General features: G+C 55.8%; 6 protein-coding genes and 1 pseudogene. 1 reads left to right on the top strand and 6 read right to left on the bottom strand.

Annotation, left to right across the window (positions count from 1 at the left end; genetic code table 11):
- Positions 1 to 1,401: 1,401 nt before the first annotated feature.
- Positions 1,402 to 2,967: a serine/threonine protein kinase gene (locus Mal15_RS20455; RefSeq protein WP_147869461.1), complete on the bottom strand. Its 1,566-nt coding sequence runs from the start codon at positions 2,965 to 2,967 to the stop codon at positions 1,402 to 1,404.
- Between Mal15_RS20455 and Mal15_RS35170 the strand changes: the two genes are divergently transcribed.
- The gene (locus tag Mal15_RS35170; RefSeq protein ID WP_390623383.1) at positions 2,886 to 3,455 is read left to right on the top strand and encodes an ECF-type sigma factor; all 570 of its coding nucleotides are present in this window, start codon (positions 2,886 to 2,888) and stop codon (positions 3,453 to 3,455) included. The two genes, Mal15_RS20455 and Mal15_RS35170, sit on opposite strands and share 82 nt — an antisense overlap.
- 167 nt (positions 3,456 to 3,622) lie before the next feature.
- Here the strand turns inward: Mal15_RS35170 and Mal15_RS34735 are convergent, their stop codons facing one another.
- The 5 genes and pseudogenes from Mal15_RS34735 to Mal15_RS20430 form a co-directional block, all read right to left on the bottom strand.
- Entirely contained in the window at positions 3,623 to 7,708 is a 4,086-nt protein-coding gene (locus Mal15_RS34735; RefSeq protein ID WP_233902919.1) for a hypothetical protein, read from the bottom strand.
- Positions 7,709 to 8,677: 969 nt separating this feature from the next.
- Positions 8,678 to 10,090: pseudogene (locus Mal15_RS35165) on the bottom strand (serine/threonine-protein kinase); the annotation flags it as partial.
- A gap of 624 nt (positions 10,091 to 10,714) precedes the next feature.
- On the bottom strand, positions 10,715 to 11,485 hold the full coding sequence (locus Mal15_RS20440; RefSeq protein ID WP_147869459.1) for a CAP domain-containing protein: 771 nt from the start codon (positions 11,483 to 11,485) through the stop codon (positions 10,715 to 10,717).
- Between the two features lie 1,001 nt (positions 11,486 to 12,486).
- On the bottom strand, positions 12,487 to 14,244 hold the full coding sequence (locus Mal15_RS20435) for an IS1634 family transposase (RefSeq protein WP_147869458.1): 1,758 nt from the start codon (positions 14,242 to 14,244) through the stop codon (positions 12,487 to 12,489).
- A gap of 333 nt (positions 14,245 to 14,577) precedes the next feature.
- Positions 14,578 to 14,901, bottom strand: a complete 324-nt coding sequence (locus Mal15_RS20430; RefSeq protein WP_167546934.1) for a hypothetical protein — start codon at positions 14,899 to 14,901, stop codon at positions 14,578 to 14,580.
- Positions 14,902 to 14,925 lie beyond the last annotated feature (24 nt).

Below are 14,925 nucleotides of genomic sequence, written 5' to 3'. Positions count from 1 at the left end.
ATTAAGTCGGCATAGAAACGATGCCCGGCACCGCCCCAGCGATGCTCATATCGTTCGATGCGCCCAGAAGCCCCGAAAACCCCTAGGTCTTCCTGATCGCTCGCCCGATCGTAGCCTCGGAGACAAGCGAATCCCGATGACCATTGACCGCGGCCAGACGACGAGGAGCAATCAAGCCTGCAACAGCGGGTAGTCCACCCAAGTCGATCAGTTCAGGCACCATGTTGCAATCGCAGTGGAAGATGTACGGTTCGTGCCGCCTCCAGAATCTCCCATCATGAATACTTGCCGGGAAACCACGACTTGTCTGTCGGTTGCCCGGTCCAGGAGCCGCTGCATGTCCCAGCGACGCTCACCGGTTAACGTGCGGCCCGCCAGCAGGCAGTGAATGGCTCGGCTTCGACAAGCTAGCTTGAGGACCAGCGGATCAACTTGTCAACGGGCGAACGCGAGCCTGGCATTCGCCGTCATCGTTGTCCGGTGTCAATTGCGAGAACCAGCGAGACGCCACATCATTCTGAGCTGAAGTATTCGTCTCTTGTTTGGCGATTACCGGATGCCGTCCGGACCTGTTTTTTCCGCATCCGCCCGCGGCTCTTCCCGCCGAGGTGCCAAACGGTGGATTTTGTTTTTCCCTCTCCGCTGCAAATCGTGGCAGTGCGGTCCGGTGCCTGAAACGGTTTGAAGCATGGGAGCGACGCTGGCGCCCGCGTGGCACCAGCGAAGTTCGACGTCGGGCAACATATCGACGGCGCCACGCATCTGGTTCAAGGTGTAGCGGTCCGACGACCCAACGAGACTTCTTCGATCACTCCCGAGACAAGCCGTCTCCCCTGACCGCTGCCAACCCCGATCTCCCCCGTGGCAAGTCCAACAGTGCCGAAAGAAGGCAACAAACGGATACCTCCACCGCGATGTAGAGGTGCCTCCGCGCGGCCACGTTAGCGTCTCGCTGCGTTTCCCACAGAGTTTGTTGGCGTCGAAGGACATTCAGAATTCGGATTTTGCTTCGAGCTTGGTCAATTTTCCGCGCTGGAAAGTGCTCCCGAAGTGCCGGCGGTGTCCACCACCGCCGCGCCGAGCGGAAATCGGTTCGAGCCGGCGGTGGGTCCATCCGAAGCAGGTTAATGGTGCTGAAGACGGAGCCCGTCAGCGGTGTCTTTGACGCCCATGTGGCAGCTTGTTTGGTGGGCCAAAAGCGACGCCGGTTCACCGCCACTGCGTGTAATCGGGAATTGAGTTTTCTGAGTGATGACCATCAGCGTTCCGAACTTCTCTTTTACGACGGCAACTGCGAACTTTGTCCAATGGCGGTTCGACCGCGACCGAATCGCATTGATCGGCCAGTTGTCAGCGTTCGTCGTAGGGGATGACGGGCTCGTACCTGCCGACTGCCGGGCCTTACAAACCGAACGGTTCGAGCTCTCTGGCAAACTCGTCTGCCGATTCAATGCGTCGTTCACGATCCCGATGAAGCGCGCGTTGGAGCAGGCCCGATAGTCCGGCCGGGAGACTTGGGTCGATCTCGTCGATCGGTATTGGCATCACATTGAGCTTTTGGTGAACGATCTCCGCCGGAGAGTCGGAGTCGTGAGGGAAACGCCCTGTCAACAGACGATACAGGCAAACGGCGATCGAGTAAACATCGCAATCGGGTTCGGCATACTTGCTATTGGTGAGCTGCTCGGGTGACATATAGGCGATTGTTCCGCACACCGCTTCGCTGGCGGTAATTCCTGAATAGCCGGCGGTCTCAAAAAATTTGGACAGCCCGAAATCGGTCAGTTTGACGAAGAGCCGTCGGTTCTCCACCCCGGTCAGGATGTTGCTGAGCTTGACATCGCGATGGACCACGCCCTGATCATGCGCGTGTGCAAGCGCGGACAATATCTTGCGTACGATCCCAATGCACAAACGAAGTCTCTTGTGTTCGGGGTGTTGGGCGAGAACGTCGTCGATCTGACGGTTCTCCACATATTCCAGTATCAAATAGGGATGGTCACCAGCGATTCCGAACCCGTGGTAGCCAACGATATTGGGATGCTTGAGTTGCGAAACGATTGAGATTTCTCTCATGAACAGTTTCTTGAGTTTCTCTGAACGTGCGGCGTCCGGTAGCAGTGACTTGATTGCAAAACGCTTTTGACTGCCCAATTGGATCGCATCGAAGACTACTCCAAATCCGCCTCTGCCAAGCTCGCCTGTGATTTCAAAACCATCGACGCCGATCTGGCGAATGGACGACGCTTCATCATCAGCGACTGTAGCCACGCTTCGCCCGAGACTCATTGGCGTGCGAAAATGAAATTCAATGGGCCCAACCGAGAACGATGAATGATAAGAAACCTCCTGTAGCATTGCGCCCGACGACTCATTTGGAAATGTCACGACGAGGCAACGATCCGACTCCATGATGAAGCATGCGGTTCGCTGGGCGATTGCTCCATGCGTGATGGTCAAATCTGCCTCCGCAGCACTCCCGAAAATGTACTGTCCTGGCATTGAAAGACGGAAAGCGTACTCCTTTCCCTCCAACGTACCAACGAGTTCCCGCTCAGAAACACTGATGGCGATGGTCTCATCCGGTTCGGAGGTCTGCGACTGCAAGGATTCAATTACGTGTTCGACGACCCATGCAAACTCGGGGCGTAGCTGACGGACCTGGTCAAACACCTTCGCCGGCGGTTCAATTTCAGCGTGTAAACGCAACAACTCGAACAACAACACAGGCGCCTCTTGCTCTGGTACCCTGTCCAGCATCGTCAGTAGGTTGCTGTTCCGGGACGATCGCACGTCATCTTCGTAAACACGACAGATTTCATCGATTCGTCGCTGCGATTCGATTGAAAGGTGAGCAATTTCCAGCTTTTTCATGTCGCGGCAGAGTGAGTTATTGGAGCGAATTGGTGCAGGACGAAACCCGTTCTCAATTTCAACAGCGTATCTTCGATAGATACTTTGATTCATTGGTGCGGTACGCGGAAGCCCGGTTGGGGCGCCGCAATCGACGCGTTGCCGACGGCGAAGATGTGGCGTTATCCGCTCTAGGCAGTTTCTATGAGCGGTACGGGGAGACGTCGATTCGGGCGATCGGATCGGAGGACTCGCTTTGGCCGTTGATCGTAACGATCGTGCACCGGAAGACACTCAACCAAGCAAGACGCGAAGCTCAGCTCAAACGTGGTGGCGGCGATGTGCGTGGCGATTCCGTCTTGTCTGAGCTTCCCGTCAAAGCCGAGGTTCGCTGGGACTCCACTCCCGACGCCGTCGTGGAATCACTCGAAACAGTCAATCGGTTGCTTTCCAGCCTCCCCCCCGATCTCGCTGAAATCGCAAACCGACGACTCGAGGGACATACAAATGCTGAGATCGCGGCCCTGATCGGCTGTTCCGTGGCAACCATTGAACGCCGACTTAAGCTCATACGGTCAATCTGGGCGCAAGCGATCGTATGAACGGCCGAATGCGGGGACGTGCAGCGTACTAAATCACCACGAGCCACTGCTGCCCTTTTTGAGTCGTTCATTGCTCACGGAAATGCGAATCAAGTGCTCCACGGTACCATCTTCTTCGATCAGTGACGACGAAGAATTAAATCGGTAGCTGACCCATTAGACGCTCGTTATTGAACGGATGCGTTGACTTCGGCAGCTGTGAAGGACAGTTTTACCTGCGGTTTCGATTGACGGTATCTGTCAACCGCGTTTTGCGAGACGCCCGTTTTTTCCAATTTCAATTCCCGCAGTTCCGTCATTTTCTCAAGACTTGTGAGAGCGGCATCGGACAGGACCGTTGAATCTTCCGATTCGTTGGTAACCTCGAGAACCTGGATCGATTGCGATGTTGACAGTTTCTCGATGGAGGCGTCGGATGCGAGGTTGCTGTTGATTCTCAGCACTTCGAGTTTCGATAAAGAGGCTAAGGCAGTTGCGTTCTTCAATTCGATCTGAACGCCACGAAGGTCGGCCACGTTCAGTGACTTCATCTGCGCGATGGTTTCTGATGTATCGTCACCCAGTCTCATATGACGCCGCCCGTTCGCACGATGCAGGCTCAGCCAGGAAAGATGCTCCAGAGGGAAATTCCGAAGCACCGATGCGGTCACGTCTTGGGCCTGGCTTAGGTCCAGGATTTCGAGTCGAAAACCAGCGTCAAATTTCGGAAGAATGGCTTGAGTCCAATTCGTCGTTGCTGGAGCGGAGATCTTCACCGGTCCCGATATCTTCGCGAGCGGTGAAAAGTCGACTCCCGCAACGGAGACCCACTTCCTAGGTCCTTTCCGTGATTGGGTATTGAGACGAAGCCTTTGCCCACCGGTATCGGCTGATTCGAATGTTATAAATCCGCCGAGCTTTTCCGCTAGGTCGCGGACGTCGCGAAGGGCAGGACCAAACCGTTCTTCGGCCAGCGCGATCGATGCATCGCTTTGCGGATAGGGTGGAACGGCAGGCTTGGGGGCATCCAGACCATCGGTTTGCACGATCGTTTTTTCCACGACGAAATTGCCCCCATTGGCTGCCTTCACTGCTGGAAACAACCGATTCGGGTGCCAAGAATAGGATTGCAGACTCAGTCGGTCAGGTGCTCCATTGAATTCGAAGAGTCTTTTACCGTCCCAGTTGATGACGATTCCATCCGGCGATGAGATGATCTGAATCGAGTGCGTTTGACCATTCTGGAACTGCCTTTTTTGCACGTTGGTCGAGTTGTACGCATAGGATTTGCCGTCGATATCGCTGATGCCACTCCCGCCATTTCCATCAATAACGCAGCAAGCTGGAAAGCCTCTGTGTGGAACGCACACCACAAACGTTCCACCGGTGGATTCTCTACGTACCATTAGCTCCATCCGATACGCTTCCGGCAGGACGGCGGGAATCTCAAGAAAGGACTCGGGGTCTGGACCATGCAAAACAATCGCACCATTTTCCGTCCGGTCGGCGGCTCCCTTGACCAAGCATTCTTCTAAATTGTCTGGTAGATAATCGATTAGTGAGTGGCGCTCCGAACGGCTCGAGATCTCTTTTTCGGTTCCATCTGACGACGCAGTTCGACGAGCCTTGCTCTGGCCAACCTTCGCAGACGCCCCATCACTGACCATTCCCGATCGCGTGGACGTGGGCGCCGTTCTCGTGGGTGATGGCGATGGCTCAAGCAGCATCGACACGTTCGTCTTGGAGTCCGGGGTTCCGTTTCTGTCCCAAGTGATCACATGGTTGTGCGTGGTCGGCCACCCCCGGCGACTTGGATACGGATCGCCAATTGAGAACACCTTGCCGCCTCGGAAGACCTGTTTTCCCATTGACCCTCCGGACTGAAATTCTTTCAAGGTCGAATGTGCATGCAACGGTCGGAACTCAGGGGTTCGGCCACCCTTTGATTGAACGAGGGTGGTGTCCATTGCCGGCAAGACCCAGCCATCACTCGAGGTGGTGCCCGGAGGCAATTCAGCGGCGGGACGTGGTTGAGCAAGCATGTGAGTGATTCGATCGATCGTCCACGCCATGGTGGTCAACTCCTGGTCGATCGTCATTGCGTCATTGGGTTGTGCCGACTTCTTCGCGATAAGCTCCTTACCACTCCAGCAAAGATGTGCGTGGGTCCAGGGAGTCGGAAGTCGGGCTTGTTTTTCCATTGCCGAGACGAGCGTGACAACGGAACGTCCTTCTGGATCATTGTATGTGGCCAGTTGTCCGTCCTCAGAAACACTGACCGATCTGGCGTCTCCGGCGCGGATCGACTGCGACTGGATGACTCCATCATCATTGAGTCGATAAACCTGATTCTCTTGATCGACCAACAACACCACGGGTCTCTCGCGATCGATGCTTGTGACGATCCGAATGATCGACTCGGGGCCTTGGAGTTGTTCCAGGATTTCGCCGGATCGCGGATCGAATACCAATAGCGTCGCGCCCTCATAGGCCAATGCTTCTTCGGCCTCATTCTCGGGAACTGGTAGTGCAATCTCGTCCCGGCCGGCGGCATCCGGGGGCTTATTCGCATTCACGCGAGCGCCGAAACAGCTGATTCCCACGAGCAAGTTGCCTGTCCGAGGATCAAAGTTGATCGCACCCGCGGAGGCACCGGACAGGCGAAGAGTACGGAGATGCTGTCCATCTTCCGCCTGCCAAATATCGATATCGTTGCAACCGCATGCCCCACAGCTACCGCTCTGGCCAGCAGCCGCGACGAGTTTGCCCGCGGCATCGGTCGCCAACATTTCGTAGTGACAATCACTGGCGACCAATTCACGTGGTGACGAAGGAATCGCTGCGCTGACCACATAAGCCGCATCGAACTGTGCTAACGCGAGGCCTCGCCCTGAAGGCAAAAAGATCGCTTTTCCCCTTGCCGTCGTCATGGGGATAACTTTAGCGACAGGGACGGTTCGGGTGCGGGTTTCCAGTCTGCACTTCGTCACCGCAACCGACCGCGTCCTTTCTTCCGTGCGATACTTGGTACACTGAACGATTCGAGTTTTTTTTTCTTCCACTTGAACAGCAAATACGACTTCCATCGCAACGGCTGTCTCTTCTGCTTCAACCGGTGCAAGCCGTACCTGTTTCGTCAACGATTGATCCGAAAACAACTGGATGCTTCCCCGTTCGTCTGATTTCAGAAAAACCCCCTTTTTTAATTGGTGATCGGAAACCAGCGAAATGCCCAGGTTATTTTTCGTCCGTCGAATCTTTCCTTCGAGAATCGCGTCGAGGCGGCTTTGATCCGTCTCCACGAGTGCCCCGGCAATCGTGTCCGGCTCATCAGGGCTGCGGGTCCCTTTCAACACCACTGTCTTCGTGACTGGCACGCACACGGTGTAGGTCTGTTCGATCTCCTCGGTGTACGGGACCTGAACGGTATACGATTGCTCAATTTGCTCCATGTACGGAACTTGAACCGTGTAAGGTTCCTCGCGCGTTTCATAAACTTGGTAGCTTGCGGGGTAACGGTAGTCAGTCCAGAGCCGCTCACCGGTCGCGAGGTCATGAATGCGATAGCCATCGCCCGCCGGTGCCAGGATGCGTCCTAGCGTGGCGTCAACATCGACAAAGCGATAGCTGACACCGGGTTCGCCGACATCGAACATTTTCTTGCCGATTGCGATTTGCCAACTGCGAAGGTGACTTCGGTACGAAGACCGCCCATCGCCCCTTGAACGCAGCGCGCACGGTTCGGCCAGGACTGCGACGAGTTGCTCCGAGGTCACATCGAGATCGATGGCGACCAACCCGTCGGTTTCGAAGTCAGCGATACGCTCCCCAGTCTGCCTGGAGTAGCTTGCAATGGTTTTTTCATCACAGGACACGATCACCAAATCGGAGTCGGGCACAAACGCGCCCGCGATTGGGGATCCGCGTAAGCCTTGCAGTTCGCAAACGCTGCTCCCGTCCGCGGCGCTCACAACCATGGCAAAGCCCACCGCCGCGTCGTCTTCGGTTTCTGTGAAGCGGCTTCCGAAGATCAGGATGTTTTCGCCAGAGGAATCGAAACACGCGAAATTGGGTGCGCCGGATTCAAATCGCCAGCTTCGTAAAACGCGGGTCCCTTGACTCGAAGCCACCAGCTGCCAGATCCGACAGACGCCTTCGCCATCGACCGTCAGAACTTCGTTTCGTTCGGGATGGAAGTCGACGGCATGCGTGCCAGGGGCATGTCCGCCGAGTTCAAACGCAACTTTTCCATCGTTCGTTTGCCAGACCGTCACCACCGATCCGCCGCTGTTGGTACTGAGCAGCGTTCCGTCAAAATTGGAGACCAATCGATCGTCCTGTGGCCCGCCTCCATTAGCGAAGGTGCATCGCGCACCCTCGGGCGTTCGTGACGTTGTCGGCCAAATGCGAATTTCACCCGAGCGATCGCCTGTTGCGACACAGGCAAGATCGGGACGACTCGCCGCTGCGCTGATTTCGGCGAGATGCCCCACTCTCGAAACGGCCCCCTCCATCACATGGCCATCGGAATATCCACGGAAGTAATGTCCCGATGCCAATTCGATTGCACATGTCGGTTGGCCCGGCGAACCACTGTTTACGGGAGCCTCGTCAATCGAAAGCACTTTGCCGCGAAAATAGGTCGGGTTCGGATCCGCACGGTCAATGGGGGCAAGTAGCGGCTGAACGGTCACCACGCTTGGGTCCATTGCGAGGGGCGGTGTCCGCGGGGATTCGACCCACGCTTCGTGACCATCGGGGTGCTCCTCATCGATGATTAATCGCCGGGTGTCCGAGCCATTTTTCACAAGGCATTCGAGTCGTTTTCCGTCGGCGGAGTAGGCGATATCCATAACGTTTCCGCGGATGTTCTTGACGGCACTTTTGACACCCAGGCCGTCTTGCAGATCACGAATCTCGACTCCGCCATCGCCGCAGACGGCGAACAGCCTGCCGGACGGGTGGAACGCTGACGATCGAAAATTGCTGATGTCGCTTTCGCTTTCCGTTGAACGAGCAAGCCGAATCTGATCGCCGTCCCGCGCAACAAGCCACTTACGAACAATCGCCTTGGTCGACTTGCGTGTCTTACGGTTGTACTCTTGATCGTGCAGCGAAATCAGCTCCATGCGCGACGGATGGAATTCCGCAGTTACTATGTTGCCGACGTGCGCAACCGTGAGCGGAGTGTGATGAATGCCGTCCCAAAATCGAATATCTCCTCCTTCGGTCGCGGCGGCCAGGAGCTTGCCATCGTGACTCCAACTCAGATGTCGGATCGGTTCACCGGCATGCAGGATGATGGGCGTTCCCATCAGACGCCGCCTTAATAACGAGTGCTCGATGCCGCGGTCCTTCCACGGGACGCGGTCCAGCATGCGGTGGATCCTCGCGAGGTCGTTTGCTTCAATCACACGCGTTCCGCCGTCGAATTTCCGCGCGTACTCTACTGTTTTTTCCCGAACGATCCGTGATTCCAATTCATGTTCTTTTTGGTCCGATTCAAGACGAACCTCTTTCAACTCCATCTTGGATTGACCAAGCTCTTCGCGACTCGCCGTCAGCTCTGTCGCGGCCGAGTTGAGCTTCACCAGGCCCAGGGTGATTGTCGTTCCGCCTAACATCAAAAAAGTTGCCGCGAGTGCGGCAAGCCAACCTGCAACATGCGGGCGTTTCTTCGCCCAGTGCAACGAGTAATCGATCCATGTTGGATTTCCGGCCTGTACCAATTCACCGTCCAACCATCGCTGGAGGTCGTCGGCCAATTCATCGCAGTCGGCGTAGCGATCGGAAGCATCTCGACTCATCGCCTTCAAGCAGATCTGCTCAAGCGGAAGTGGGACCGCCGACTTCAAATCGGTTGGGTTGGGAACCTCGTCGTGAACGATGCTGGAGAGCAAGCTGATCGAGTCTCCTTCGAACGGCCGCCGCCCCACCAGCCCCTCGAAAAGGATCACGCCGACCGCATATTGGTCGGAAGCGGGCGAAATATTGGACAAGTCGCCTTCCACTTGCTCGGGCGACATGTAGGCCGGGGTGCCCACGAGTTGTCGCGTCGTGTCAGCATCCGCAACAATTTGGTGCGCGAGGCCGAAATCGGCCAACTGGACATGCGAATCCTCATCGATCAATACGTTATGTGGTTTGACATCCCGGTGAATGATGGATTCGCGGTGGGCATAAGCCAGTGCTCTCGACAGTTCGACCAACCAAACGACGAACGCTCGCAGAGCCTCGGGGTCTGGACTGGAATGGTCGGTCCGTTTGAGATGGTCGGCGAGCGTTGTACCGGGAATGAATTGCGACGCGATGAACATTCGTTCTTTGTCCTCGCCGACTTCGTAGACCGCGACGATGTTTGGATGGCGCAGACGAGCCGACGCTTTGGCCTCTCGCAACATCCGCTCTTTGCGCTGTTCGGTCGTCGCCTTTGCTCGCAGGACTTTCAGCGCGGTATGCCGGTCAAGGAGCGGATCGTACGCGCGATACACGTCCCCAAAGCCGCCGGAACCGAGTATCTCTTCGATTTCGAATCGCCCGATCGCGGTCCCGCCCTCTTTTGCGTCGGTTGGTTTTCTAGCCTTCGACACCGCTTGCCTAATCGGACGTTCGGCAGGAATTGCCGGATCGGTCAACGCGTCGCCCTCGGCGGCCATATTCGCTGGTGGAACCGCCGAAGTTGTCTTGTTTTCAGCTAGTACACCCGTCGACTTAGTCTTCTCCCGCGTATCCGCGTTTGCAGTAGATCGTGCAGCATCGGTTTGTTGCTCGACGACCGCGCGTTGTTTTGCGGCAGGAATTGGCATTTTGCGGGACGTCGTATTGGCGTCGGAAGCAGATCGGTTGCCTGTGCGTTGCTTACCAGCCGGTTGCTTCTGCATCGCAGAGTGCTTCTTGGCAGGGCGTTTCGTGCCCGTGACCTTATCGTCGCCTCGTTCCGCGGAGCGCTCGTTCGATTGCGTCGAAGCTGACTGTTTGATGGGCTCGGAAAGTTGAGCCGGTTCGTCAACCTGCAACCCAGATTCAATTGATTGCTGTGAAGGCGTTTGGACGGCTCGAATCTCGAAGACATGCTGACAAGCGGAGCACTTGGCGGACCGTCCCGCCAGCTTTGCCGGAATGATCAACGAGCTCTTACACTGAGGGCAAATTGCTTTGAGTTTCATTGTTCTACAGGTAGCTCAAGATTGCGAATGTTCGAAAACTCCCGGTGCGGGACGGCAGAACACTTGGACGTCGTATCGGCTGCCGCTGGCGGATCAGGCTGTTCCGCGGCCAATTTATGTGAACTCTCTGCTCAGGATGTTTCGCCGATGTCCCTGCAAACGGATCCACATCTCCACGACGTCGACAAAAGACCACGCTCCCTCCGCGATGTTCTCGCCGCCCGTCATCAAGTGGTAGCCTTCGCGGCGAGATCGCGAAAGGAACCCTTTTCCGTTCAATTGGTGAGTAAGCTTTTTTTGCCGCGAGAGGTGGTGGGCATGCTTTTGCACGGCTGCGGTGAGCATGGGATTCTCGACCAAAGGTGCAATCCCAAAGTGTTGTCTTTGAAGATTCGTTCGCCAGATGACACCGTCGACGATCGATTCGAGCGATGCTCCGCAAAGAATGACGCATCGAATTTTCCCGGGTCGCATGACAATCTTGCGGGTGTGCTTCTTTCTCGCCTGAGTGACTCGGTCCTGCCAGGTCGCGGTCAACGTCACATTTTTCGAAGGTTGATCTTTGGATGGCGTCCACTTGTACCAGCGAACAGGCCCGCGGTCGTTTAATTCGCTACCGTCGACAAAAACCTTCGCGTCGGAGGGGACAATAATTCTCGCGTACGCAGGTGCCTTCCAGGCATCGTCTGCAGGAGGTTTTGCAGCGGTCTCGGATGTCAAAATGATGCCGGCAGGCCTGCCAACCGAGCGGGGGCCCCGGCTTTCGGGAGAACGGTCGGTCGCGTGTGCCGGCGAAGGCACCGCGAGCATGGAAAAAGCGAAAATGGCTATGATACGATTCATGTCTGACTCTAAGTTGAATGTGATTGGCGACCGATAATCCAATCACGTTCCAGAGTGTAGTCCCCTCACAAACCCTTTCCATTGGGCGGGAAATCTCCCAAAGTCGCTGCACACCTTACACAAATCTCCAGAGATGGACCGAAGGCGCCCCGCGTCCCAAGGTTAAAAAGTCTCACTTCCGGCGACACGACGATGCCTTCGACCCGGCGCCGTTGATTCGGAAATGTCTTGAGAACGGAAGCTCTAAAAAGATCGCGTACTTAGAAGCCACCATGATCGACGGTGACGGCGGGCGAAGGCCGCAGAAACGACGCGCGGATTACAGTGATCGCCAGCGGGCCCTCGCTCACCGACGAGACGCACGTATGGCGGGAAAACAGCGTTGCGGTTGCGGAAGTGGAAAGATGTTTAAGAACTGTTGTGCCAGTGGTTGACGTGGGATTCGTTTCCGCGATCACATCTTCAACCACCGACCGTGGGTTGATTGGGTCTTGGCAACCGTTTCGTATCCACACCGCGTTCACCCAACAAACGCACCCCCTAATGAAATCCGCCATCAACCGAAGTACGGTCAATGGGCTAGAAACCGCCATTAGCTGACGCGATTCACGTCAGTTTTCGAGATGGCGGTTGCATCGACCGCCGCGCCCAACGAAGCCCGCTTCAGCGCAGCGGTCAGATTCACCGCCGCGCCGAAAAAGCGGTGTCCGACACCGCCGCGCATTAGGTGAACCGCTTCGCGCCGGCGGTGTCCAGGCCGCCGCGCTGACATCGGATGGCACAGTTTTTTCAATGGACAGGACTTTTCCGCTACGTCGAATCGGCTCGCTGGGATGCTTGTTGTAGTTCGAACCTTGTGGTCACGCAGGTGGATCTATCTTGCCAGCAGGGAATCAATGGAATCGTTTCGACTGGATGCGGCCGGCGGGGGGCGTCTGTGACGGACACCGGTGCCCAACCTGGTTCAGACATCCGCTAGCCCGACTTCCCCAGTTCGCTGCGTAATCGCCGCTTTTTGCGGGGTGGCGCCCAAAAAGTTGGCACTACATTTCCGTTTGACGTATTCGCTTGGGAAGATCCAAGCCGAGACGCTCAAGCAAGATCGTTTGATGTTCGCTCGGGTGAGCGATGCAGGCTTGGCGGATTTCAATCCCTTCTTGGGTCGGTAGGACCACATCCATCGATCGAATCTCACTCAGTTCGTCCACCACACGGCGAGGCTCGCTGCCAAGGCCGGCTTGTTCACAGAACCCACCGAGCGTTTTCCACATCACGTAAGACAGAAAACAGACCAGCAGATGAGCGTCCACCCGGTCCTCTTTCTGGTGCCAGATCGGACGGAGTTGAAGATCGGTTTTGTGAATCCGAAACGCTGCCTCCGCTTCGCTCAGTTGCGTGTACGCCTTCCACAGTTCTTCGTCACTCCAATCCTGAACGTTGGTGCGAAGCAAATAACAACCGGCGCTCAATGTTGCCCAATCAGTGTTATTCTTGACTTTTGACCAGATGATTTCCGCCCCACCTGAATCTCGCTCCTTGACCTGCACTTCGAAGAGCCTGGAGGCACGAGTATTTTGGCCGAGCAGCTTGCCGATCTCACGCTCCACTTTCTGAACGTCACGTTTTTGCTTTGTGCAACGCGTCGTCATTGTCTTAAGGCGGGTCTCGATCTTTTCCTCCGACCGGCGCAAGATTGCTTCGTCTTTTCGACGCCGATCTGCTGAACGACACACAACAAAAAGTTCTCCCTTGCCAAGGTCATCGCGACGGCAGAGTTTGACCTCCAAACCGTCGCGAACGCTGTTCCAATCTTTCTTGAGCAGCTCCGCTTCGAACTTCCGTAGCATTGATTTAGGAGTACCAATGATGTAGCGGCGACCACCATCACGAAGAAACTGAATATTGTCCTCGCTGACCATGCCACGATCCATCACCCAAAGACGCCCTGCCGTGCCGTAACGGGACTCCATCGTTTCGACGATCTCTTCAACGGTCGTCACGTCCGCTGTATTTCCCGAGAAAACCTTGTACCCAAGCGGCATACCGCAGCGGGTGACGACCAAGCCAATGCAGACCTGCTTGCAATCGCTTCGCTTGTCTCGTGAATAGCCGCGCTGTGCCTTCGGGTTGGCGGCGGCTTGTCCTTCAAAAAAGGTGCTGGTGACATCGTAAAGTAGCAGGTCGAACTCGATCTCAAACAGTTCTCCGAGTCGTTCCTTGAGATGCATTTCGATCGCATCTTTATGCGGCAACAACTGGTCGAGACCTCTGTAGAGCCGATTGTCATCGACTCGTTCTTGCGGTACTCCGAGCAAAGTCGGCAACGCCGTTTTCGGCAGCCATTGCTCGGCAATGTACAGTTCGCTCGATGGCTCACAGAAACGGGCAATCAGCAAAAGCAACACGGTGGACGACCATGGCACCGCTTCACGTCCTGCCGGAATAAGTCGATCGAACAGCGACTTCAAATTCAGTTTCTCGATCAGCTTCAAAGCGATCCAGGGAGCACCAAACTGGCGGCAGTTCTCCACTCGGACTGCCTTGGCGTTGACTTTGACATACCGCGGTTTGGGTTCCTCCAGCAACGAGAGTTGAACTTGTCCTTTGATCGGATCACTGACGAATGGGAACTTTGTTTCTGATGCAAGCTGGCCAACACCCAGTCGGCCTTCTTCATCGAGCTTGCCGAGCCAAGAAACGACGCGCTGGCGTGGCCCCCGTTCGGTGCGATAAGACTCAACGAGCGCCCAGTAAGCATGACGCTTGCCGTTCTTGGTTCGGAATTTCTGCCGGATGAACATGCCAAGATGTTAGAAATCCCAACAGGCCGGGCCAGTCCAAAAGTCGTCACTACAAAGCGTGTAGCGGGAAACGACGAAAATTTGGGCAAGCGGCAAAAACGTGGCAACGCAAATCAGTTTCAAATCGCCTGATCACGGCCGCAAAAACCGCGAAAAAAATCTTTGAGCGTCTGAACTGGGGAAGTCGGGCTAGGCTTGGAATGTCGAGCGTTATTGTTTACCCGAATGCACATTACTCTCCTTCTGTTCCTGAATCGGATCGAAGAGCAAAAACTCGGCGTAGCAGTTCGAGTGCTTCGTTCCGATGGTGAACGCGGCCTTCGGCGATGGATCCTAGGTCGCCGAGAGGATCTTCACAACGCGAAGTTTGTAGCGGAGTGCATTGCAGGTGTAATTAGCGTGGAGCAAATCATCGCCCTCTCGCCGAACGACGACCTGCAATTCCGGTCCGCCGAAATTGTGAACGGCCAGAATCGGCACTCGCTGCCCCCGCCGAAACACATTGCCGCCGAACGTGCTGGCAAGCCTCTCTTCGACTCGTTCGACGGATTCCCCAAGAACTTCCACATCGACATCATTTGACTTCTGGCCGAGCAGTTTTTCGCGAACCCAACCGCCTTTGATCACGAGCGAGTGTTCCAGATACGCTGAACTCAATGACTGAAGCTTCGCTGATAGCTG

This window comes from Stieleria maiorica (assembly GCF_008035925.1).
In the GTDB taxonomy this organism is placed as follows: Bacteria; Planctomycetota; Planctomycetia; order Pirellulales; family Pirellulaceae; genus Stieleria; species Stieleria maiorica.
Note: the sequence above shows the minus strand (reverse complement) of the source record. Positions and strands in the feature narration are given on the sequence as shown.